24 protein-coding genes are annotated in these 21,224 nt (G+C 66.6%); 9 read left to right on the forward strand and 15 right to left on the reverse strand.

Annotation, left to right across the window (positions count from 1 at the left end; all coding sequences use genetic code 11):
• Positions 1–8: 8 nt before the first annotated feature.
• From AC3D24_RS14085 to AC3D24_RS14115, 7 genes are read right to left on the reverse strand one after another with little or no spacing between them, the layout of a single operon-like run.
• Positions 9–434 (reverse strand): hypothetical protein, encoded by a 426-nt coding sequence (locus tag AC3D24_RS14085; RefSeq protein WP_489031576.1) that lies wholly within the window; start codon positions 432–434, stop codon positions 9–11.
• A 1-nt stretch (position 435) separates the two neighbouring features.
• On the reverse strand, positions 436–1,761 hold the full coding sequence (locus tag AC3D24_RS14090; RefSeq protein WP_489031578.1) for a FliI/YscN family ATPase: 1,326 nt from the start codon (positions 1,759–1,761) through the stop codon (positions 436–438).
• The gene (locus tag AC3D24_RS14095; protein ID WP_489031580.1) at positions 1,755–2,495 is read right to left on the reverse strand and encodes a FliH/SctL family protein; all 741 of its coding nucleotides are present in this window, start codon (positions 2,493–2,495) and stop codon (positions 1,755–1,757) included. Before AC3D24_RS14095 ends, AC3D24_RS14090 begins: the two co-directional genes overlap by 7 nt.
• Positions 2,488–3,498 carry a flagellar motor switch protein FliG gene (gene fliG / locus AC3D24_RS14100; protein ID WP_489031582.1) on the reverse strand — a complete coding sequence of 337 codons (1,011 nt, stop codon included), beginning with the start codon at positions 3,496–3,498 and terminating at the stop codon, positions 2,488–2,490. The genes AC3D24_RS14095 and fliG overlap by 8 nt, the downstream gene beginning before the upstream one ends.
• Entirely contained in the window at positions 3,495–5,159 is a 1,665-nt protein-coding gene (fliF, locus tag AC3D24_RS14105; RefSeq protein ID WP_489031584.1) for a flagellar basal-body MS-ring/collar protein FliF, read from the reverse strand. Before fliF ends, fliG begins: the two co-directional genes overlap by 4 nt.
• A gap of 1 nt (position 5,160) precedes the next feature.
• A complete protein-coding gene (gene fliE / locus AC3D24_RS14110) occupies positions 5,161–5,523 on the reverse strand; it encodes a flagellar hook-basal body complex protein FliE (RefSeq protein ID WP_120299622.1) in 363 nt (120 codons plus the stop codon).
• Complete coding sequence (locus AC3D24_RS14115; protein WP_489031586.1) at positions 5,520–6,836, reverse strand: sigma-54 interaction domain-containing protein; 1,317 nt, start codon at positions 6,834–6,836, stop codon at positions 5,520–5,522. Before AC3D24_RS14115 ends, fliE begins: the two co-directional genes overlap by 4 nt.
• Positions 6,837–7,106: 270 nt before the next feature.
• Between AC3D24_RS14115 and AC3D24_RS14120 the strand changes: the two genes are divergently transcribed.
• The 4 genes from AC3D24_RS14120 to AC3D24_RS14135 all read left to right on the forward strand — a co-directional run bounded on the left by AC3D24_RS14120 (position 7,107) and on the right by AC3D24_RS14135 (position 10,782).
• A complete protein-coding gene (locus AC3D24_RS14120) occupies positions 7,107–7,991 on the forward strand; it encodes a flagellin N-terminal helical domain-containing protein (protein WP_489031588.1) in 885 nt (294 codons plus the stop codon).
• Between the two features lie 277 nt (positions 7,992–8,268).
• The gene (locus tag AC3D24_RS14125; RefSeq protein WP_489031590.1) at positions 8,269–9,138 is read left to right on the forward strand and encodes a flagellin N-terminal helical domain-containing protein; all 870 of its coding nucleotides are present in this window, start codon (positions 8,269–8,271) and stop codon (positions 9,136–9,138) included.
• Positions 9,139–9,409: 271 nt separating this feature from the next.
• Entirely contained in the window at positions 9,410–10,297 is an 888-nt protein-coding gene (locus AC3D24_RS14130) for a flagellin N-terminal helical domain-containing protein (RefSeq protein ID WP_489031592.1), read from the forward strand.
• 89 nt (positions 10,298–10,386) lie between these two features.
• Positions 10,387–10,782, forward strand: a complete 396-nt coding sequence (locus tag AC3D24_RS14135; protein WP_489031594.1) for a putative quinol monooxygenase — start codon at positions 10,387–10,389, stop codon at positions 10,780–10,782.
• 7 nt (positions 10,783–10,789) lie between these two features.
• Here AC3D24_RS14135 and AC3D24_RS14140 read toward each other — a convergent pair whose 3' ends face one another.
• The 8 genes from AC3D24_RS14140 to AC3D24_RS14175 all read right to left on the reverse strand — a co-directional run bounded on the left by AC3D24_RS14140 (position 10,790) and on the right by AC3D24_RS14175 (position 17,064).
• Positions 10,790–11,554: a FliA/WhiG family RNA polymerase sigma factor gene (locus tag AC3D24_RS14140; RefSeq protein WP_489031596.1), complete on the reverse strand. Its 765-nt coding sequence runs from the start codon at positions 11,552–11,554 to the stop codon at positions 10,790–10,792.
• Positions 11,551–13,611 (reverse strand): flagellar biosynthesis protein FlhA, encoded by a 2,061-nt coding sequence (gene flhA, locus AC3D24_RS14145; protein WP_489031598.1) that lies wholly within the window; start codon positions 13,609–13,611, stop codon positions 11,551–11,553. The genes AC3D24_RS14140 and flhA overlap by 4 nt, the downstream gene beginning before the upstream one ends.
• Before the next feature lie 3 nt (positions 13,612–13,614).
• A complete protein-coding gene (locus AC3D24_RS14150; protein ID WP_489031600.1) occupies positions 13,615–14,460 on the reverse strand; it encodes a lytic transglycosylase domain-containing protein in 846 nt (281 codons plus the stop codon).
• A gap of 224 nt (positions 14,461–14,684) precedes the next feature.
• Complete coding sequence (locus AC3D24_RS14155; RefSeq protein ID WP_489031602.1) at positions 14,685–15,002, reverse strand: flagellar protein FlgN; 318 nt, start codon at positions 15,000–15,002, stop codon at positions 14,685–14,687.
• Positions 14,989–15,294 (reverse strand): flagellar biosynthesis anti-sigma factor FlgM, encoded by a 306-nt coding sequence (flgM, locus tag AC3D24_RS14160; protein ID WP_489031604.1) that lies wholly within the window; start codon positions 15,292–15,294, stop codon positions 14,989–14,991. The genes AC3D24_RS14155 and flgM overlap by 14 nt, the downstream gene beginning before the upstream one ends.
• A 98-nt stretch (positions 15,295–15,392) precedes the next feature.
• On the reverse strand, positions 15,393–15,887 hold the full coding sequence (locus AC3D24_RS14165) for a flagella basal body P-ring formation protein FlgA (protein WP_489031606.1): 495 nt from the start codon (positions 15,885–15,887) through the stop codon (positions 15,393–15,395).
• Entirely contained in the window at positions 15,884–16,405 is a 522-nt protein-coding gene (locus AC3D24_RS14170; protein ID WP_489031607.1) for a hypothetical protein, read from the reverse strand. Before AC3D24_RS14170 ends, AC3D24_RS14165 begins: the two co-directional genes overlap by 4 nt.
• Entirely contained in the window at positions 16,402–17,064 is a 663-nt protein-coding gene (locus AC3D24_RS14175) for a motility protein A (RefSeq protein ID WP_489033164.1), read from the reverse strand. Before AC3D24_RS14175 ends, AC3D24_RS14170 begins: the two co-directional genes overlap by 4 nt.
• A gap of 646 nt (positions 17,065–17,710) precedes the next feature.
• Here AC3D24_RS14175 and AC3D24_RS14180 point away from each other — a divergent pair.
• From AC3D24_RS14180 to flgF, 5 genes are read left to right on the forward strand one after another with little or no spacing between them, the layout of a single operon-like run.
• Positions 17,711–18,049: a flagellar basal body rod protein FlgB gene (locus AC3D24_RS14180; RefSeq protein ID WP_302847292.1), complete on the forward strand. Its 339-nt coding sequence runs from the start codon at positions 17,711–17,713 to the stop codon at positions 18,047–18,049.
• A 1-nt stretch (position 18,050) separates the two neighbouring features.
• Entirely contained in the window at positions 18,051–18,461 is a 411-nt protein-coding gene (flgC, locus tag AC3D24_RS14185; protein ID WP_489031609.1) for a flagellar basal body rod protein FlgC, read from the forward strand.
• A gap of 2 nt (positions 18,462–18,463) precedes the next feature.
• Positions 18,464–19,147, forward strand: a complete 684-nt coding sequence (locus AC3D24_RS14190; protein WP_489031611.1) for a flagellar hook assembly protein FlgD — start codon at positions 18,464–18,466, stop codon at positions 19,145–19,147.
• Between the two features lie 28 nt (positions 19,148–19,175).
• Complete coding sequence (locus AC3D24_RS14195) at positions 19,176–20,444, forward strand: flagellar hook protein FlgE (RefSeq protein WP_489031613.1); 1,269 nt, start codon at positions 19,176–19,178, stop codon at positions 20,442–20,444.
• A 24-nt stretch (positions 20,445–20,468) separates the two neighbouring features.
• Positions 20,469–21,221 (forward strand): flagellar basal-body rod protein FlgF, encoded by a 753-nt coding sequence (gene flgF, locus AC3D24_RS14200; RefSeq protein WP_489031615.1) that lies wholly within the window; start codon positions 20,469–20,471, stop codon positions 21,219–21,221.
• Positions 21,222–21,224: the final 3 nt, after the last annotated feature.

A 21,224-nucleotide genomic window follows, 5' to 3' on the forward strand; every position in this document is an offset into this window, starting at 1 on the left:
CCCTGTACTCAGCAAGGATCGTGCCGAACCTTTCGGAAGGCGGGTGCCTCCTCCATCGCGCGGATCGCTTTCAGCACCGCATCGGCGTCGGCACGCGCGAGCAGCTTCTCGACGGCGCTCTGGTCGCGCTTGGCGGCGCGGGTCGCCTCGGCGGCGCGTTCGACATGATATTCGGCCGCCTGCACGCGCTCGATCGCGGCGTTGGCGGATTGTTGCAGGCGGTCGCGGTAATGCGCAGCGGCGCCGAGCGAGACGGCAACCTGCGTCTCGTGCACCGGCGCAACCGCTTCGGCGAGCAGCGCGATACGACCCGACAGCGCCTGTTCGCTGGCGAACTTGTCGTGCGCGCGCGCTTCGTCGGCGCGGGTCAGGCCGAGCTGGAGCGTGCGGACGCGGTGGATGCGCGCCAGCGTCTTGCTGCGGGCATCCGCCACGTCAGCCGCCGAACACGCCGGTCAGTTCGGCGACCGCGTCGTTCAGCGATACGGTCTCGTCGGCGTCCTGGCGGATATATTCCATGACCGCCGGGTGGCACGCGATCGCCGCGTCGATCGCGGGATCGGCGCCGTGGCGGTAGGCGCCCATCAGCACCAGATCGCGGTTTTCCTCGTAGGTGGCGAGGTGACGGCGGAGTGTCCGCGCGGCCTTGGCGTGGTGCGCGGGCACGATGTCGGTCATCACGCGGCTGACCGAGGGGCCGATGTCGATCGCCGGATAGACGCCACGCTCGGCGAGCTGGCGGTTGAGGACGATGTGGCCGTCGAGGATCGAGCGGGCGGAATCGACCACCGGATCGTTGCCGTCGTCGCCGTCCGCCAGCACCGTGTAGATCGCGGTGATCGAGCCGCCGGTGTGGACGTCGACGCCCGCGCGCTCGATCAGGTTCGGCAGCATCGCGATCGCGCTGGGCGGATAGCCGCGTGCGGATGCAGGCTCGCCGAGCGCGAGGCCGATTTCGCGACCGGCATGCGCGACGCGGGTCAGCGAATCCATGATGAGCAGGACCTTCTTGCCCTCGTCGCGGAAGGATTCGGCGATCGCGTGCGCCCGGAGCGCGCCGCGGATGCGGAGAACGGGCGAGTGATTGGCGGGGACGGCGACGACGACCGAGCGTTTGCGCGCTTCGCCGGCGACCTTGGTTTCGAGGAAGTCGGCGACTTCGCGCGAACGCTCGCCGATCAGACCGATGACGATCACGTCAGCCTGCGCGGCGCGGACGATCATACCGAGCAGCACCGACTTGCCGACGCCCGAGCCCGCCATGATGCCGACGCGCTGGCCTTGGCCGATCGTGAGCAGGCCGTTGATCGCGCGCACGCCGACGTCGAGTGGTTCGAGCACGCGGCCACGATCGAGCGGCGATTGGAGCTTGCCGGCGAGCGGCAAGCGACCCGCGCCGCGGATCGGACCGAGGCCGTCGATCGGCTTGCCGGCACCGTCGACGACGCGCCCGAGCAGCGCGGCACCGACTTCGGCTTCTCCGGGAGGACCGATCGGCTTGACCGGCGCGCGCGGCAGGAGCGCGGCAGGGCCACCCAAGTTCATCATGAGCGTGCGGCCGTTGCGAAAGCCGATGACCTCCGCCTCGACGCTCGCCGCGCCTTCGCCGACTTGGCAGACCGTGCCGACCGGGAGGGTAAGGCCGACGGCTTCCATAAGGAGTCCGTCGAACGAGGCGAGGCGGCCGGAGACTTTTGGCTTTGCGACGAAATCGGCGTTGGAGAGGGTTTCGAGGTAATCGGCGGTAAAGCGGTTCAGCATTTGGGCACCGGCACCCGGTCGATCGCCTGCGCGAGCTGGTCGAGCCACAATTCCGGACCGTCCTCGACGATCGTCGATGCGCTTTCGAGCACGAAGCTGCCGCGTGCGACGTTAGGATCGCCGGCGGCGAAGATCGACTTGGGCAACCGTCCTTCGAGCAATGCGACGTCATCCGGGTGCACACGAAGCAGCGCGGATTCGGCGGAGTCGGACAGAAGCTCGGCGGCGGTCTCGATCCGGCCGGCGAGCACGTCGGGCGCGATGCCGACATCGCCGACCAGCTTCGACACGAGGAACAGCACCGTCTGGCGGAGTTGCGCCGCGACGCGCTCGCGGTCGACCCGATCGGTGCCGAGCGCGGTGGCGAGGTCGCCGAGCAGTGCACCGTCCCGGTTCGCGCTCTCCTGCGCTGCCGTGGCAGCAGCGGCGAGGCCTTCCGCATAGCCGGCAGCGTGTGCAGCGGCGAGCGGATCGATGAACGACGATTCGCTCAGCGGATCGAGCGGATCCCAACCGGCGGTCGGGTTCACGTCCTTGTCCGCCGGGCTGAAGTGACGCGGAGCACCAGGCTCGGCGGCAAAGTTCGGCGCGGCGAAATGCGAGGTCGGCCGAACCGTCGCGCGCTCGCGAATATCAGCGGCGGCAAAGCCCGATGGCGGCGCGAACGCGCTCGCCAGGATGTTCGCGGTCGTCGTGTGTCGCGATGCAAACCCTGCGGTGAATCCATTAGACATAATCGTCTTCGCCCCCGCCCATCTGGATCGTGCCGTCCTTGGCCAGCCCGCGCGCGATCGCGATCATCGCCTTTTGCGCTTCGAGCACCTCGGCGAGCTTCATCGGCCCGCGTGCTTCCATCTCGTCGCGGATGCCGTCGGCGGCGCGCGCCGACATACAGCCAAGGAAACGGTTGCGGATGCTTTCGTCGACACCCTTGAGCGACTTGGTCAGGATCTCGCTGTCGACGTTGCGGATCAGCGTGCCCAGGTTCTTGTCGTCGAGTTCGAGCAGATTGTCGAAAACGAACATCGCCTCCTCGATCGCCTTCGCCACTTCGCGGTCGATCTTGAACAGTTTCGGCATGACGCGCTGCTCGGTCGCCTTCCGCGCGCCGGACAGGATCTTGGCGGCCTCGCGCGTGCCGCCGAGCGTGACCCCTGCCGAGCCCGGCGCAGCGCCGGTGCGGTTGGCAAGCACCACCTTCAACGTCTCGACTGCCTCGGGCGTGATCGGCCCAAGCCGGGCGATACGGTGGAGGATGTCGGGCTGGACCGCGTCGGGCAGCAGCTCGAGAACCTGGCCGCCGATCGACGCGTCGAGATTGGCGATCAGCACGGCGGCGATCTGCGGATGCTCCTTTTCGATCATTGCGGCGATCTCGGGCGCGTCGAGCCAGTCAAGCAGTTCGAGTTCGCAGGCGGCTTCCGGCGGGGTGATGCGCGCTAGCACACTCTCCGCCTTTTCGCGGCCGAGCGCGCGGTTCATCACCGCCTCGATCTGCGGGCGCGGGTCGAAGCCGATCGCGGTGCGCTCGCGGGCGCGGCCGACGAAATCGTCGAGCACGTCCTCGACTTCCTGCTCGGAGACATCGGCCACCTTGAACATCGCCGCACCGAGCTGGCGCACCTCTTCGGGCTCCAGCTTCTGGAGGATGGCCGCAGCCTCCTCCTCACCGACGAGCATCATCAGCACCGCGGCGCGCTCGACGCCGGTATAGGTGCGAAGTGCGACCTCGCTCACTTGGCGTCGGCCTTGATCATGTCGCGCACGGCAAGCGCTGCGCGCGTGGGATTGTCGCGGGTGAAGCCGCGGACTGCACCGATCCGGTCGTCATAGCCACGCGTGTTCTCGAGCTGGTCGAGGCTGACCGGGGCGGCTACCGCCATGCCGTCTGCAGCCGCGCCCATCGGCTGGCCCAGCGCAGGGCGCGTGCCGGCGTCGTCGCGCTTCTTCATCAGCGCCTTGGCGATCGGACGGACGCCGAGCAGCAGCACGAGCAGCGCGATCAGGATCGCGGTACCGTTGCGCGCGAGCACCGGCAGCCAGGCATTGTCGTACCAGGCCGGGCCGGTTGCCACGGTGGCATCTGCACCCGCGAACTTGCGGCTGATCACGGTCACGTTGTCGTTGCGCGCCTGGTCGAAGCCTACCGCGCTCTTCACGAGATCGGTGATCTGGTTGATCTCCATCGCGGTCCGGCGAGTCTTGTCCGGATCCCGCAGGAGGACGGCGACCGACAGGCGCTTCACCCCGCCGGGAGTCGCCCGCGTGACCGACACTTCGCGACCGAGGTCGTAGGCGCGCTGATACTGGTCCGACTGTTTCATCGCATCGGGTGCCGCACCACCGGCGACCGGCTGCGCGGTACCTGGATTGCCGGTCGCGGCCTGCGGTGCCGACAGCGTGCTGGCGGACGGTGGCGTGTTGCTCAGCGCACCCGGGATACCACCCGGAGCACCGGCTGCGCCGTCCTTCTGGTTGCCGGTCCAGTTGCCCGTCTCGGCGCGGAGCACGCCTTGCTTTTCGTAGCTTTCGCGCGTCGCCTGGCTCTCGTCGAGATTGACGTCGGCCTGTACTTCCGCGGTGAAATTGCCCGCGCCGACCAGCGGCGTGAGCAGCGCGATCAACTGCGTGCGATACTTGTCCTCGACGCGACGCTGGATATCGATCCGCGCGTCGCTCGCAGCACCCGCACCGTCATTGCCGCCAGCCTTGGTGAGCAGCGCGCCCATCTGGTCGACGATCGTCACCGCCTCGGGCTTCATCCCGGGGACCGACGAGGCGACGAGGTTGATGATCGAGCTGACCTGCGCATCGCTCAGCGAACGGCCGCCCTGCAACTTCAGGATGACCGACGCCGACGGCGCGGCGTTGTCGCGCACGAACACGGACGCTTCGGGCATCGCCAGATGCACGCGCGCCTCGGCAACCGCGTCGATCTCCTCGATCGACTTCGCCATCTCGGATTCGCGCGCCTGGCGGAGGCGTTCGCCTTCGACGGCGCGCGAAACGCCCATCGGCAGCTGGTCGAGGATCGCATAGCCGCCGGGTGCCGCCTTGGGCAGGCCCTGGCCCGCCAGCAGCATCTTCGCGCGGCTGTAATCGTCCTCGCCGACTGTCAGTGCGCCGGTGCCTTCGTCGATATGGCTCTTGATGTTCGCCGTCGTCAGCGCGGACGTGACCGCGGCCTTGTCGGAATCGGGCAGGCCGCTGAACAGCGTCTTCTGCGTCGGCGTCGACAGGCTCATCCACGCAAGCGCGGCGGCGGCGATCAGGCCGACCATCAGCGCCATCGGCAGCGAACGGCGTACGGCCGGCTGCGCCATGACGCCCTTGATCTGTTGCAGGGGGTTGGCGAACCGTTCGGTCGCGCCGGATGTGGGGATGAGTGCGGTGCTCATGTCAGACCGGCATGCTCATGATATCCTTGTAGGCGGACAGCAGCTTGTTGCGGACCTGCAACGTCGCCTCGAACCCGACCGACGCCTGCTGGCGGGCGAGCATCACTTTCGCGATGTCGACCGTCTCGCCACGCTCGTAACTTTCGCTGAGCTTGGCGGCCTGGGTCTGGCCGTCGTTGACGCTCTTCAGCGCGGTTTCCATCGAATCGGCAAAGCTGGTCGGCTTGACGGTCTCGGTCGGTGCGACGTTGCCGGCGGCACCAGCGCGCGACAGCGCCTGGTTGCGTTCGAGGATCTGCGAGCGCAGCGCCATGACGCGGTCGACGCTCATCGCGCCGCCGCCAATGCCCGAAACGCCGCTCATGCGGACGCGGCCCAGTTAGCGTTGCCCCAGTTCTGGGCGCTGCCGATGTCGTCACCCTGCTCGCGCGCCTTGGCGAGGCGATAGCGCAGCGTGCGCTCGGAAATGCCGAGGCGCTTGGCCGTCTCGATCCGGCTGCCGTTGCACGCCTTGAGCGTCTCGCGGATCGCCGCGAATTCGCTCATCTGGACGATATTGCCGAGCGTCTCCGGCTCCGCAGGCGCTGCGACGGGCGTGATCGACGTCACTACCGCAGTGCGCTGAAACGTCATCGTCACCGGGCGGTCGAACACGATGTGGTTCGCCTCGATCGTGTCGCCGCCGCAGAACAGCAGTGCGCGCTGGATCACGTTCTCCAACTCGCGGACGTTGCCCGGCCAATCGTGCAACATCAGCTGCTCGATCGCGGCGTGGCTCGGCCAGGGAATGACGTTGCGGTTGCCGGCATGACGCAGGATCAGCGTCGCGGCGAGTGCGGGAATGTCCTGCGGGCGCTCGGCCAGCGACTTGGTCGCGAGCGGGAACACGGCGAGGCGGTAATAGAGATCGGCGCGGAACCGGCCTGCCGCGACTTCGGCGTGGAGGTCGCGGTTGGCACAGGCGATGACGCGGACGTCGATCGGCTGCGGTACAGAGGCACCAAGCGGCACGACCTCGCGCTCCTGCAACACACGCAGCAGTTTAGCCTGCAGCTGGAGTGGCATCTCGGCGATCTCGTCGAGCAAAATCGTGCCGCCATTGGCCGCGCGGAAGAACCCGTCGCCGCCCGACGATGCGCCGGTGAACGCGCCCTTCTGGTGCCCGAACAGCAGCGCCTCGAGCATCGATTCGGGGAGCGCCGCGCAGTTGATCGCGATGAACGGCTTGTCTTTCCGCGCGGAGCCGTTGTGGATGGCGCGGGCCAGGACTTCCTTGCCGGTGCCGGTCGGGCCGTTGATCAGCACGGTGATGTCGGCAGCGGCGACGCGCTCCGCGAGGGCGAGCAGCGCGAGTGATTCGGGGTCCGCGGCGGTTGGCATTTCCGGGCCGCCGATGAGGGCGCGCGCGAAGCCGTTGCCGACTGCGGTGTCCTCGGCGGCAAAGCTGATCCGTGCCGGCGCACCGTCACGCGATGGAGTCACCTGGCGGCCTTCGCAGCCGATCACGACGGTGCGGGCCGGGGCGGTGACGCCCTCGCCGTCCGCGACGAGGAACAGGTCGTTCGCGCCGGGCTGGCTGGTCTCGAACGAGCCCACGCCAAACCCCTGCGCGCGCAGCGACGAGACGAGCGCGTATTTACGCGAAGTGACTGCAGCTGACGGAAAAATCGAACGCATGGTGTTCCCCCTGGACGATTCGGGGAATGCACCAAGGGTGGTAAACGCGCGGTTAAACCCTGCCGCCGACCGGCAGATTATTTCCGGGCGCGTTCGCGCGGCCACACATGCGTGTTCGCGCGCGCGACCGGCCGCGCGCGCGCGTGGCGCGCCCGCATGTGAGGCCATTTTTTTCCTTAAGTCCGGTCCGAAGCGGCCGTTACCTCACTCGACGGATCGGCACTTCGCCATGGGGGCGGCGCGGATCGTCGAAGATCACGGAGATTTTTCATGACTGTCATCGGCACCAACATCTCGGCGCTTCGCGCCACGAATGCCTCGACCAAGGCCTCGAACCTGCTCGCAACCTCGATGGAGCGGCTTTCGACCGGCAAGCGGATCAACTCGGCCAAGGACGACGCGGCTGGTCTCGCCATCTCGTCGTCGATGACGTCGCAGATCAAGGGGATGAACCAAGGTATCCGCAACGCCAATGACGGTATCTCGATGGCGCAGACCGCCGAGGGCGCGCTCGACGAAGTCACCAACAACCTGCAGCGCATGCGCGAACTCGAAGTCCAGAAGACCAACGGCACGTATTCGGACAGCGACAAGGCCAACATCAAGTCCGAGCAGGACGCGCTCGCTAAGCAGATCAACAACGTCTTGAAGAACACGACGTTCAACGGCGTCAAGCTATTCGACGGCTCCGCAACCGGCAACACCGGCAAGGTCAGCATTCAGGCGGGTGCCAACGCGTCCGACACCATCTCGCTGGACTTGGGTGGCAATCTCTCGGGCGCCTATGTCGATGCAACCGGCACGACGGCCGCAACCGGTGGTCTTGCCAAGGTCGTCGACGTGACCACCGACGCCGCCAATCCTGCAGCCGTCGCAACTTCGACCACGATCCTGAAGGATTACGACAACGCGATCGCACTGGTTTCTAACCGTCGCGCATCACTCGGCGCCTCGCAGAACCAGCTGCAGTCGGCCGTCAACAACCTGACCTCGAACGCGACCAACCTGTCGGACGCCAAGAGCCGCATCGAAGACACCGACTTCTCGGCCGAAACGACCGCGCTCGCCAAGGCGCAGATCCTCAGCCAGGCATCGACCGCGATGCTCAGCCAGGCGAACCAGAGCCAGCAGAGCGTCCTGAAGCTGCTCGGCTAATCCGGCCTCCGGCGCCGGCACCGCCCCCCTAGGGTGACGGCGCCGATCGGAGCGGCTGCACATGCAGCGCTGCAATCAACGACCCCGGTGGCACCACGCCATCGGGGTTTTTGTCATGGATTGCGGCTGGTTGCCGGCAACATCCTGTAAACCATAGAAAAAAGCGGCAATATCTGGCCGGTCCGGCTTAAGTCCGGCGCAATCCTGCCGTTACCTAGAGTGGCGGCAAGGCCCTTCGCCACGGGGGCGGCGGGGATCGCCGAACTGGAGTTTTACAATGACTGTCATCGGCACGAACATCTCCGCGCTGCGCGCGACCAATGCCTCGACCAAGGCGTCCAATCTTCTTGCGACCTCGATGGAGCGCCTGTCGACCGGCAAGCGCATCAACTCGGCCAAGGACGACGCCGCCGGCCTCGCGATCAGCTCGTCGATGACGTCGCAGATCAAGGGCATGAACCAGGGCGTGCGCAATGCAAACGACGGCATTTCGATGGCGCAGACCGCCGAGGGCGCGCTCGACGAGGTCAGCAACAACCTGCAGCGCATGCGCGAGCTCGAAGTGCAGAAGACCAACGGTACCTATTCCGATGCCGACAAGGCGAACATCAAGACCGAGCAGGACGCCTTGGCCAAGCAGATCAACAACGTCCTGACGAACACCACCTTCAACGGCGTGGCGTTGTTCGCGGGTAAGACCGGCACGCCTGCCGATGCGAAGATCGTCACCATCCAGGCTGGCGCAAACAGCAGCGACGCGATCGAACTGAACCTCGGTAGCAGCCTCAGTGCAGCGGCTGGCGGTACGACCGCCGCGCCGACCGGTGGCGTTGGCTCGGTGGTCGACTCGACGGTATCGACCGCAATCGTGGCCAAGGGCTCGCTCGCAGATTACGACACGGCAATCTCGGTCGTGTCGAACCGCCGCGCGTCGCTCGGTGCATCGCAGAACCAGTTGCAGTCGGCGGTCAACAACCTGACCTCGAACGCGACCAACCTGTCGGACGCCAAGAGCCGTATCGAAGACACCGATTTCTCGGCCGAAACGACCGCGCTCGCCAAGGCGCAGATCCTCAGCCAGGCCTCGACCGCGATGCTCAGCCAGGCGAACCAGAGCCAGCAGAGCGTCCTGAAGCTGCTTCAGTAATCCGCTTGCCGACGCTGGCACCGCCCCCCAACGGGTGTCGGCGTCGGTCGGATACGCCTTGCCCCGCGCGAGGCGGCATGGAACCCCGGTGGCCCAGGCCGCCGGGGTTTTTTGCGTTCGGATGGGGCCGGGCGCCGACAAGTTCTTATAAACCATAAGAAAATAGATCGCGTGATTGCTTAAGTTCTACGCGCTGTTGCCGTTACTCCTGGTGACGGCTCGGCCTTCGCCACGGGGGCGGCGCGGATCGTCGAAGACCACGGAGATTTTCATGACTGTCATCGGCACCAACATCTCGGCGCTTCGCGCCACGAACGCCTCGACCAAGGCCTCGAACCTGCTCGCGACCTCGATGGAGCGCCTGTCGACCGGCAAGCGGATCAACTCGGCCAAGGACGACGCTGCCGGTCTCGCCATCTCGTCGTCGATGACGTCGCAGATCAAGGGCATGAACCAGGGCATCCGCAACGCCAATGACGGCATCTCGATGGCGCAGACCGCCGAGGGCGCGCTCGACGAGGTCAGCAACAACCTGCAGCGCATGCGCGAGCTCGAAGTGCAGAAGACCAACGGCACCTATTCGGACAGCGACAAGGCCAACATCAAGTCGGAGCAGGATGCACTCGCCAAGCAGATTGCCAATGTCCTGACCAACACCACCTTCAACGGCGTCAAGCTGTTCGATGGCAGCGCCGGCACCAATACCGGCAAGGTCTCGATCCAGGCAGGTGCGAATGCCAGCGACAAGATCGAGTTGAACCTGGGCACCAGCCTCACCGATGTCGCGACCGGCTCCGGCTCGGCCGCGCTTGCCGGCGGCGTCGGCACGGTGGTCGTTTCGACGACGACGGGTACCATACCGAACACGACCACCACGGTTGCGGCAGCGGGCACGCTGCAGAATTACGACGATGCGATCTCGCTCGTCTCGAACCGTCGTGCCTCGCTCGGCGCGTCGCAGAACCAGCTGCAGTCGGCGGTCAACAACCTTACCTCGAACGCGACCAACCTGTCGGACGCCAAGAGCCGTATCGAAGACACCGATTTCTCGGCCGAAACGACCGCGCTGGCGAAGGCACAGATCCTCAGCCAGGCATCGACCGCGATGCTCAGCCAGGCAAACCAGAGCCAGCAGAGCGTCCTGAAGCTTCTCGGCTAACCCACTTACCGACGTCGGCACCGCCCCCCCACGGGTGTCGGCGTCGGTCGGATCCGTCCCGCGTCACCGCGAGGCGGCATGAAACCCCGGTGGCCTCGGCCGCCGGGGTTTCTGTTTATAGGGCACCGCGCGTCGTGGTCGGCGCGGGCTTTCCGGTGCGGCTTCAAGCCGGTACGCTCGTCCTCATGTTGCTGATCGTTGGAACCGTGCGCCTGCCAGCAGACCATATGGACGCGGCGCGACCGGTCATGAAGCGGATGGCCGACGCCAGTCGCGCGGAGGACGGGTGCGTCGAGTACGGCTATGCGGAGGACGTGTTCGAGCCCGGCCTCATCCATGTGAAGGAGATGTGGACCGATCAGGCCGCGTTGGACCGCCATTTCGCGTCAGTACACATCGCTGCATGGCGTGCAGCCTGGTCGAGCCTCGGCATCGGCGATCGCAACTTGCGCGTCTACGATGTCGGCGAACCGCGCGGGACTTAAGCGTGCGCTACATCTGCCTAGCAAGCGCCTTCTTTAATTTTGCATGTGCGGACGCCTTGATCTGGCACACCCTCGCCGAGCCCACGCCGAAGACTTCGCCGATTTCCTCGAGGTTCAGTTCCTCGACGTAATAGAGCTGGATCACCTGCGCCTCGCGTTCCGGTAACGCGGTGATCGCGGCGATCAAAGCCTCGCGCATGTCGCTGTCGGCGAGCTGCTCGAACGCATCCGGCGTGTCGTCGGCGAACCAAGGCAAGTCGTCCGCGTACATCTCGTCGATCGAATCGAAGCGGATCGCGTCGGCGGTGACGTAGTCGGTGCGGAGTTTCTCGATCGTCACGCCGATATGCTGCGCGATCATGTCTTCTCCCGGAGCTTTTCCCGTGCGGGCGGTCAGCGTCGAGATCGCCTCGGCGTACTGGCGACGGCGACGCATGGCGCCACGCGTCGATGTGGCCTGGCGGCGGAGTTCGTCGATCATGCTGCCGCGCAGGCGGGTGATGAGGTAGGTCTTGAACGGCATGCCGCGCTCGTCGAAATTCGCGGCGGCCTCAACCAGTGCGACCAGGCCGACCTGGATCAGGTCCTCGACCTCGACGCTGCTGCTCATGCTGCCGTGGACGTGCCAGGCTATCCGGCGGACGAGGGGGAGGTGCTGCTTCACCAATTGGTCCGCGTCGCCGCCCGGGCGTTGGTGCGGGCGGTAGGTGAGGGGCTGGCCTGCGAAGGGCTGGGCATCCGCGAACGCGCCACGCATCGGGAGCGCGCTCATGCTGCGAGCGCCTGTTGCGAGGCACCGATGACCGCGACGACTTCGACCGCCTTCTCCTCGGGCACTTCGAAGAACGACATGACCGGCGTATCGGGCAGGCACGTCCGCACCAGCTTGCGGATGGCGATGCGGATGGTCGGCTGGACGACCAACGCGAACGGTTTCGCCTCGGCGATCAGCGGTTCGGCGGCGCGTTGCAGCGCCTCGACGATGCGGCGGCCGAGATCGGGTTCGATGACGTGGCGGCGCGATTGATCGGCGCGCATCGCCTGGCCGAGCAGACCTTCCAATTGACCCTCCAACGTCATGACGCGCAGCGGTTCGCGCACGCCGCACAGTTTCTGGATGATGAGCGCGCCGAGCTCCGGACGGATCGTCTCGATGATCTCCTCGGCGTCCTGCGTACGCTGCGCCGCGACCGCGATCGCGCCTGCAATGCGACGGAATTCCTTGAGCGGGACGTTCTCGGCGAGCAGACCCTTCAGGACTTGCGTCAACGTCGTGATCGGCAGCGGCGCGAGCGCGGCGACTAGCTGCGCGGCACGTTCCTTGAGGCCGTCGAGCAGCGCCTGCACTTCGTCCTGGCCGAGCAGTTCGGAGGCGTTCTGGCCGAGCATGTGATTGAGGTGCGTCGCCATCACGGTGCCGGGGTCGACCACGAGATAGCCGGCGCCGGTCGCGGCATCGGCATCGCTCGCATCGACCCAGGTCGCGTCGAGCCCGAAGGTGGGGTCCTTGACCTTCTTGCCGAACAGGTCGCCGAACGCCTGCCCCGTATCGAGCGCGAGCATCTCGTCGGGCGATACTGTGTCCTCGCCGACGACGACGCCGTTGACCAGAATGCGGTAGACGTACGGGGCCAGGTTGATGTCGTCGCGAACGCGGACCTGCGGCACGACGAAGCCGAGTTCCTTCGACAGCTGGCGACGTACGCCGGTGATCCGGCTCATCAGCGGCGAGCCGCGACGCTCATCGGCAAGGGGGACCAGTCCGTAACCGATGTCGAGATTGACCTGCATGCCGTCGGTGACTTCCTCCCAGCCGATTTTCGACTGGTCGATCGTCTCGACGGGGACGACCACGACCGGGGCAGGGCGACGCTCGATCTGACGCAGCTTCCATGCGGCGAACCCGGCGATGGCCGCGGCGGGGAGGATCACCATGTGCGGCATGCCTGGCAGGATGCCGAGCAACGCGAGGATGACCGCAACCGGCGTCCAGGTGCGGGGGCTACCGAACTGGCCACCGATCTGGCCGGCGAGATCCTTGTCGGAGGTGACGCGGGTGACGATCGAGGCGGCGGCGATCGACAGCATCAGGCTCGGCAGCTGCGCGACGAGCGCGTCGCCGATCGCGAGCAGGATGTAGTTGTGCGCGGCGTCGGCGATCGTCATGCCGTGGCTGACGGGGCCGAGGATCAGGCCGCCGATGATGTTGGCGGCGAGGATCAGCATGGCCGCGACCGCATCGCCCTTCACGAACTTCGACGAGCCGTCCATCGAGCCGTAGAAATCGGCTTCGGTCGAGACATCGACGCGGCGTGCCTTGGCTTCATCAGGGGTGATGAGCCCGGCGTTTAGGTCGGCGTCGATCGCCATCTGCTTGCCGGGGAGGGCGTCGAGCGTGAAGCGCGCGCTGACTTCGGAGACGCGGCCGGCGCCCTTGGTGACGACGATCATGTTGATGATCATCAGGATCGCGAAGACGAAGATGCCGACGACGTAATCCCCGCCGATCAGGAACGTGCCGAACGCCTCGATGACGTGGCCCGCCGCGCTCTCGCCTTCATGGCCGTGGACCAGCACGATGCGGGTCGAAGCGACGTTCAGGCCGAGACGGAACAACGTCGCGAACAGGAGGACGGTCGGGAAGGCGGAGAAGTCGAGCGGCTTCTGTGCGTTGAGCGCGACCATCAGCACGGCGAGGCTGATCGCGATGTTCGCCACGAAGAAGATGTCGAGCATGAACGCCGGAATCGGCACGACCATGACCAGCACGAGCAGCAGGATCGCGAGCGGCAGGACCGACGCCCTGGCGTTGGAGAGGATGCGGTTCATGGCTTAGCCGCCCAACCTTGCGAGCATCATGTAGGCCAGGCGCGCGGTGTCGGGCGTCGGCCGTAGGATGCTGGCGGCGGCTTGCGTGGTACGGCCGGTGAACTTGTTCATCGCCGTGGTCGCCCAGGCAAGCGCGTCGTCGGCGCTTTCGTTGCTGCCGGTGATGACCGTGCTGCCGTTCATGTCGAGCGCCTGCGCAGCGTAGTTGGCGGGCGTCGCGGTCGCGGACGCACCGGCGGCGGCGCCACCGAGCTTGTCGGCGAAGCGGTCGTAGATCGCCGACAGCGTGCGCGGCTGGTTGTTCGAATCGTAGAAGACGTTGTGGTTCGCGCGCGCGGCGGCGGGGAACAGCGCCGCGCCGCTCGCCTGCGGGTTGGCCTGCATCGTCTTGAGGAACTTGGTCGCGCCGCCGAGGCCCATGAAATGCGCCATATAGAGGTCGGTGCCCGAGGCGGGACGGCCGAGCGTGCCTTCGAGCGACGCCTTGTTGTCCGAGGCGTATTCGGCGGCCATCAGCGAGGCGGCATTGGGATCGTTGCGCAGCGCGAGGATCGCCGCCTTGGTGCCGGCATCGCCGACCGAGAGGCGGCCGCTCGACGACTGGCCGATGCTGTCCGCGGCCCAGGCCATGCCGTGCTCGGCGCCGTGCTTCTTGACGACGGAGAGCCAGCTCTGTTCGATGAACTGATAGAGGCCCGATGCGCTCGACGTGCCGGCCTTGGCGTTGGCGTTCAGCCCGCTCTCGAGCTTTGCCTGGCCCAGCAGATAGTCGAAATCCACGCCCGTCTTGCTGCTCGCAAGCGCGATCGCGGACTGGATCCGGCCGGTAGTGATAGGATTGACGGTCATGCCCGTGTGCGGTGCCCCTGATTCAGGGGGTGCTGAGCAAGGGGCGTGCCAGTTTTGGTGCTTGGGGCTGCAACTAAGTCCGTCACCCCAGCGAAAGCTGGGGTCTCGTGCGGCAAGGGCGCGCTTTATTACGTGGATACCCCATGACGGATGGGTTGGGGCGACGCGTAGCGGCAGTATGACGGATTTTTGGGGAAGGGCGGCCGTGTCGGGCGCGCGCGATGTTACGCGTATGCCGCCCTGAGTCCCGGCCGATAGCCGGCAACGGCACCATCGCCGGTCAGGGTTTGCAGGCGGCGGCGAACATTTGCCGCCATCAAATTGGTGTAGATCCGGCAGGTCTCGTTGAGCCGGTTCGCCTCGTCCGCCAGCTCGCGGATCTCCGAGCCTGCAGGACCGGTACCGAGCAGGGCGACCTGTTCGATCCCGGCAAGCTTGTCGGCGGTCGCGCGCTCTAGGCTGGCGACGTCGTTCGACTTCAGCGCGGCGATCTCGGCATGCAGCGCGTCGATTACGCGGATCAGGGCATCACGCCGTTTCATTGGAATTCCACGAGAGCTTGAGCGCCATCAGCCGGTCGGCGATGGTGGCGGGGAGGATCGGGAAGGTGCCGCTGGCGATCGCCTTCTTGATCTCGGCAACCCGGCTCGCATCGATCGGCGGCGCCGAGGCCATCGACTTTGCGAGCGCGATCGAGTCCGAAACCACCGACGCAGGCGCCTTCGCCTGGAGCTGTACGGGCGTCTGCACCGTCGTCGTCGGCGTCGCGGCGGCGACGCGCGCGACGGAGCGATCTCCTGCTACTGACGGCTTCGCGCCGATCGAGTCCACCATGTCCGCATCCTCTAAATTGCGCTGACATCAGGAGAAACGGCCGCACGGCAAAAACCTTTAGGTAAATTAATCTGTTGACCGAAAATTAGTTCGACGAATTAGTTCGACCAGCCGGGCAGCGTCGCACGGCCGGCGTCGACGGCGATCGCCTGGACCGGCGTGCGGGTGTCGTCGACCTTGACCATGAAGCGCCCGCCGGGGGCCGCATCGCCCATCGCGACGCCTTCGCGACTGATCGAGAAGCCCTCGGTGCCAGCCTCGATCACGATCGGATCGCCGCGCTTGATGACCGGCGCGACCTTGGCAGCGGGCACGAACGACGCGGCGATTGCGGCGGGCGCGTTCGCCGGGCGGATGACCGGCACGAAGATCCGCCATGCCGGCCCAGCGCACGACACGACGACCGCATCATGCTGTTCGGATCGCCACGACAGCGACACGGTCGGGCAGGTCGCGAGCCGAAGCCGCGCGTCGACCGACGTGCGTGCGCCCCCCTCGGCACCGGTCGGGCGGCCGGTAAACGCGGCGACCGAGCGATCGAGCGCGGCGGTATCCTGGAAGCTCGCGGCCATGAGCAGGAACGGGATGATCATTGTGCTGTCCTAAGCGGTTCGCCGACAAAGGCGACGGAGACGATGGCGGCACGGCGGCCGGGCTTGGTGGCGGTGATGATGGCGACACGCGATGGCGCGACTGCGGCGAGTGCGGCGGCGACGGTGCGTGCGCGGTCGGCGGCGAGAATCGCGGCGCTGCCGGTGACGCGGTCGATATCGGCAGGCGTGCCGTCGGTCGAACCGGTGACGGTGAGCATCACGCGGGGGTCACGCGCCGCTTCCCGCGCCCAGGCGACGAGCGCGCCGGGGGTGGTCGGCAGGATCGCCGAGCCGGGTGCGAAATCGAGAATGCCCGCGGCAGCGACGGGCATCGGCGTCGGCTCGGTATCGTTCGCGCCGAAGCCTTCGCGGATGCCTTTTGCGAGGTCCTTTCCGCCGATATGCTGCGTCGCCTGCACCAGCACGAGGAAGCCGACCAGCAACAAGGCGAGGTCGGCGAGCGTGATCAGCCAGAGCGGCTTGCCGGTCGGCGCGTCCGGATATTCGCTGGCGTTCATGCGACGGTTGCCAGGGTCGGCGCGACATAGCCACGCGGCGTTTCGCGTTCGGCGAGCGCCACGAGCGGCGCTTCGATACGCGCGCGCTCGAATGCTTCGTTGCGGCCCTGCGCGCGCAGGCGGTTGGCGATCGGCATGAAGAGGAGGTTGGCGAACAGCGCGCCGTACAGCGTCGCGAGCAGGGCGACCGCCATCGCGCCACCGATCGCGCCGGGATCGCTCATCGTCGCGAACATCTGCGCGAGGCCGATCAGCGTGCCGACCATGCCCATCGCGGGCGCGACTTCGGCGGCGCCCGACCAGACGTCGGCGGCGGCGACGTGGCGTTCGATCCGCGCGCGACGGCGGTGCTGGACGAGCGTCGCGACGTCGCCTGCCGACGCACCGTCGACGATCGCGGCGATCGCGGCGGCGACGTCGGCGTCCGTGATGACCGAGCGATCGAGCGCCATCACGCCGTGACGCTTGGCGATGCGGGCGAGCGCAGTGATCTGGAGCAGCAGGGTGTCGGCGTCGAACCGTCCGCGGCCTAGCGTGGTGACGGCGGCGAGCGCGCGGCCGAGGTCGCGAAGCGGCGTGCGGAGGACGACCGCGAGGACGGTGCCGCCACCGACGATGGCGAGCGCTGCGGGGTCGAGCAGTTGGGCGAGCGTGATCATGTGTGCGGGGCGATGCAAGGGGCGGGCCAGTTGGGGACTGGTTGGCTTCGGCGTCATGCCGGACTCGTTCCGGCATCCACCGTTCCGCGTACTCGCTAGCCTCGAGTGTGTGGAGCGGTGGACCCCGGAACAAGTCCGGGGTGACGGAGTGGGTGGGGCGGGCGCCGTGGTCGTGCGCGCTTTTCACGAGCACCACCCCGGCGAAGGCCGGGGCCCAATTGGGGGACGTTGCTAACTGCGGACGCGCTTCGTTACTGCGACCTCTCCAATTGGGCCCCGGCCTTCGCCGGGGTGGTAGCTCTGATTTGGGAAGGGGACGCACGCCACTTTGGTGAACGGTGCTGCAAACATCGCAAGCGGCTTTTCCCACTTCCTTGTTCTCCCGCGAAGGCGGGAGCGCAGGCTGGATCCCCGCCTTCGTGGGGAAACAAGGGCGCGCGGGACAGCCGTTCGGTTTGCCGCCCCGGCCGAGCCAGCCGGCAACCGCCTTGCCGCCCACCCCTGCAACACCGGCAATCCATTGCCGTTCGCCTTGCCGCCCGCCTGCCTCCGACCGGCAAACCACCATCCCCCACCCGCGAAACGAAAACTGGCACGGCCATTGCTTATGTCCGGTTGCGCAATCGGTGCGCCAGGAGACGGGCTTGTGTCAGGCGACACGCTTTTCGGAGTTCACGGGGCGGCACTCGAGGTGCGGTCGCAGCGCATGGGTGTGCTGGCGTCGAACATCGCCAACGCCTCGACGCCCGGCTTCAAGGCGCGCGACATCGATTTCCAGGCCGCGCTCGCCTCCGTCGAGAATGACGGCAGCACGAACGCCGCGACCAAATACCGGATCCCGACGCAGACCTCGATGGATGGCAACACCGTCGAGCTGAGCCAGGAGCAGACCGCCTTCGCCGAGAACGCCGTCCAGTATCAGACGACGCTGTCGTTCCTGAACGGGCGGATCGGCCAGATCACGCGCGCGCTGAAGGGGGAATAAGATGTCCAACCAGCCCATGACGATCTTCCAGGTGGCCGGCCGCGCGATGTCCGCGCAGCTGATCCGGATGAATACGACCGCGTCGAACCTCGCCAATGCGGGCGGCACGACCGGCTCGGCCGAGACCGCGTACAAGACGATGAAGCCGGTGTTCCGCACCAGCTTCGACGCCGCGAGCGGCATGTCGACGGTCGATGTCGAGCGGGTCGTCACCGCCGGCGACGCGCCGACCAAGCGCTACGATCCCGACAATCCGATGGCCGACAAGGATGGCAACATCTTCGAAGCGGCGGTCGATGAAACCCGCGAGATGGTCGACATGATGGAGACCGCCCGCAGCTACCAGAACAACATCGAAGTGATGAACACCGCAAAGTCGCTCATCATCGATACCCTCAAGCTAGGCCGCTGATCATGGCAACCTCCTTCGATACCACGCTCAACACCCTCGGCATCACGCGCACGTCGACCGCCGCGGCGGCGACCACCACCACCAAGTCGTCCAGCTCGCTCGGCCAGTCCGACTTCCTGAAGCTGATGACCGCGCAGATGCAGAACCAGGACCCGTTCAACCCGGTCGACAACACCCAGATGGTCGCGCAGATGGCGCAGATCTCGACCACGTCGGGCATCTCCGAGATGAACACGACGCTGAAGGCGATGGCCGACAAGCTCGGCGTCACCAGCACCAGCGACGCGCTGTCCTATGTCGGCAAGACCGTGTTGACCGAGGGCAGCACCGCCTATGGCCGATCGGCGGGCGGTATCGCCGGGTCGGTCGAGCTGGCCGGCGCCGCGACCGACGTCAACGTCACGATCAGCGACGCGAACGGCGCGGTGCTGAAGACGATGTCGCTCGGCAAGCAGGCTGCCGGCACGATCGGCTACGACTGGGACGGCAAGGACACCGCCGGCGCGGATGCCGGCAGCGGCCCGTTCACGGTCGCGGTCAACGCGCAGAGCAACGGTACCACGGTCGGCGCGACGAGCCTGGTCTGGGCGCCCGTCCAGTCGGTGTCGACCACCACCGGCGCCGCCGTCCTCACGCTTCCCGGCCTCGGCGAAGTGCCCGCCACCGCCATCCGCCAGATCGGCTGAACCCAGACTTTCCAGGAGCTAAACCGCCATGTCTTTCTACACTTCGCTCTCGGGTCTGCAGGCGTCTCAAGCCGAGATGTCAACGATCTCGCACAACCTCGCGAACGTCGCGACCAACGGCTTCAAGAAGAGCCGCACCGAATTTGCCGACGTGATCGCCTCGAGCGTCTCGGTCGCGCCATCGCAGCAGATCGGCTCGGGCGCGATCGTCCAGGCCAATCGCCAGCAGTTCGCGCAAGGCAGCCTGATCCAGACCTCGAACAGCCTCGATCTCGCGGTGTCCGGCGACGGCTTCTTCGCGGTCAAGCCGAGCATCGAATCCGCCTCGATCAACTATACGCGCAACGGCGGCTTCCTGGTCGATTCGAACCGCTACGTCGTCGATTCGCAGGGTTCGCATCTGCAGGTGTTCCCGGTCGATGGCTCGAGCGCGGTGGTCGCGACCGGTTCCGATTCCGCGGTGAGCCTGCGCCTCCCCGAGACGAGCGGTACGCCGGTGCCGACCTCGGCGGTGACGATGACGCTCAACCTCAATGCCAATTCGGCGCTGCCGACGACGGCGACGTTCGATCGGTTCGACCCGTCGAGCTATAATCAGTCGGCGCAGACCACGGTGTACGATGCGAGCGGCAACGCGATGACGCTGACCAACTATTTCAAGCGCACGTCCGCGCCGACCACGACCGACGCGAACAGCACCTGGGAAGTCCACAGCTTCGTCGGCGACAAGGAGCTGACCACCGGCGGCACCGCCGGGACGTCGATGACGTTCGACTCTACCGGCAAGATGACCGCACCGACCGGTGCGATCGCCTATGACCAGTTCACCACCGCGAACTCGACCGATCCGCAGGCGATCGCCTTCACCTTCGGCAGCGGTACGACGCAGCTGTCGAGCGCGTTCAACGTCGCCTCGCGCACGCAGGATGGCAAGGCGGTCGGCCAGATCCAGGGTGTCACGGTCGACGAGAAGGGCCTCGTCAATGCGAGCTTCTCAAACGGCGACACGCAGGTGCTGGGCCAGGTGATGCTCGCCAACTTCTCCAATCCCGAAGGCTTGCGCCAGCTCGGCAGCAGCTATTGGCAGTCGACCGGCATCTCCGGCGAGGCCAAGCTCGGCGCGGCGGACACCAACGGTTTCGGCAAGCTGATGTCGGGGACGATCGAGGGATCGAACGTCGACATCACCGAGGAGCTGGTCAACCTGATCGCGGCCCAGCGCAACTTCCAGGCGAACTCGAAGGCGCTCGATACCGCCAACCAGATATCCGAAACGATCTTCAACATCCGCAGCTAAGCACAGACACGCAGGGGACCCTGAATGGACAAGCTGGTCTACACCGCGGCGACGGGCCTGCGCGCGCACATGGCGGCGCAGGCGGCGATCGCCAACAACATGGCGAACGCGTCGACCACCGGATTCCGCGCCGATCGCGTGGTGTTCGATCGGCTGAACCTGAAGGGCGACGGCTCGACGATCGAAGCGCGCGCGCCGACCTCGGAAGAGGTGACCGACGCCGATCGTTCGCCGGGTGCGATCCAGCTGACCGGGCGTCCGCTCGACGTCGCGATCACCGGCACCACGGCATGGCTCGCGGTGCAGGCGTCGGACGGGTCGGAGGCGTATACCCGCCGCGGCGATCTGGAGGTTGCACCGTCCGGCGTGCTGCAGACCGGCGACGGGCATCCAGTGATCGGCTCGGGGGGGCCGATCACCCTGCCGCCCTACCAGTCGCTGACGATCGCAGCCGACGGGACGATCTCGATCGTGCCGCAGGGTGGCGATGCGAAGAACCCGCAGGTGATCGACAAGCTCAAGCTCGCCGACACCAAGGGGTCGGACACGGTGAAGGGCCTCGACAATCTGCTGCGCGTGCGCGGCGGGGGCGCGCTGCCCGAAGACATGGACGCCAAGGTTCAGGGTGGCGCGATCGAAGGATCGAACGTCAACATGACGCAGGCGCTGGTCGACATGATCGAGAACCAGCGGTCCTACGAAGTCCAGGCCAACATGATGAAATCCGCCAAGGAAATCGACGAAAGCGGTGCATCTTTGATGCGCCTGCCGAGCTAGAAG

The sequence above is a fragment of the Sphingomonas sp. SL1004 genome, assembly GCF_057815015.1.

Bases quoted from the DNA above. Each gene is read 5' to 3' on its own strand.
- flhA (WP_489031598.1), bottom strand. From the start codon at position 13,611: ATGAACCGCATCCTCTCCAACGCCAGGGCGTCGGTCCTGCCGCTCGCG.
- flgF (WP_489031615.1), top strand. From the start codon at position 20,469: ATGGACAAGCTGGTCTACACCGCGGCGACGGGCCTGCGCGCGCACATG.
- AC3D24_RS14155 (WP_489031602.1), bottom strand. From the start codon at position 15,002: ATGAAACGGCGTGATGCCCTGATCCGCGTAATCGACGCGCTGCATGCC.
- AC3D24_RS14130 (WP_489031592.1), top strand. From the start codon at position 9,410: ATGACTGTCATCGGCACCAACATCTCGGCGCTTCGCGCCACGAACGCC.
- AC3D24_RS14165 (WP_489031606.1), bottom strand. From the start codon at position 15,887: ATGATCATCCCGTTCCTGCTCATGGCCGCGAGCTTCCAGGATACCGCC.
- AC3D24_RS14115 (WP_489031586.1), bottom strand. From the start codon at position 6,836: ATGCGTTCGATTTTTCCGTCAGCTGCAGTCACTTCGCGTAAATACGCG.
- AC3D24_RS14195 (WP_489031613.1), top strand. From the start codon at position 19,176: ATGTCTTTCTACACTTCGCTCTCGGGTCTGCAGGCGTCTCAAGCCGAG.
- fliF (WP_489031584.1), bottom strand. From the start codon at position 5,159: ATGAGCACCGCACTCATCCCCACATCCGGCGCGACCGAACGGTTCGCC.
- AC3D24_RS14175 (WP_489033164.1), bottom strand. From the start codon at position 17,064: ATGATCACGCTCGCCCAACTGCTCGACCCCGCAGCGCTCGCCATCGTC.
- AC3D24_RS14125 (WP_489031590.1), top strand. From the start codon at position 8,269: ATGACTGTCATCGGCACGAACATCTCCGCGCTGCGCGCGACCAATGCC.
- AC3D24_RS14140 (WP_489031596.1), bottom strand. From the start codon at position 11,554: ATGAGCGCGCTCCCGATGCGTGGCGCGTTCGCGGATGCCCAGCCCTTC.
- AC3D24_RS14120 (WP_489031588.1), top strand. From the start codon at position 7,107: ATGACTGTCATCGGCACCAACATCTCGGCGCTTCGCGCCACGAATGCC.
- AC3D24_RS14095 (WP_489031580.1), bottom strand. From the start codon at position 2,495: ATGTCTAATGGATTCACCGCAGGGTTTGCATCGCGACACACGACGACC.
- AC3D24_RS14170 (WP_489031607.1), bottom strand. From the start codon at position 16,405: ATGAACGCCAGCGAATATCCGGACGCGCCGACCGGCAAGCCGCTCTGG.
- AC3D24_RS14090 (WP_489031578.1), bottom strand. From the start codon at position 1,761: ATGCTGAACCGCTTTACCGCCGATTACCTCGAAACCCTCTCCAACGCC.
- flgC (WP_489031609.1), top strand. From the start codon at position 18,051: ATGTCCAACCAGCCCATGACGATCTTCCAGGTGGCCGGCCGCGCGATG.
- flgM (WP_489031604.1), bottom strand. From the start codon at position 15,294: ATGGTGGACTCGATCGGCGCGAAGCCGTCAGTAGCAGGAGATCGCTCC.
- AC3D24_RS14190 (WP_489031611.1), top strand. From the start codon at position 18,464: ATGGCAACCTCCTTCGATACCACGCTCAACACCCTCGGCATCACGCGC.
- AC3D24_RS14150 (WP_489031600.1), bottom strand. From the start codon at position 14,460: ATGACCGTCAATCCTATCACTACCGGCCGGATCCAGTCCGCGATCGCG.
- fliE (WP_120299622.1), bottom strand. From the start codon at position 5,523: ATGAGCGGCGTTTCGGGCATTGGCGGCGGCGCGATGAGCGTCGACCGC.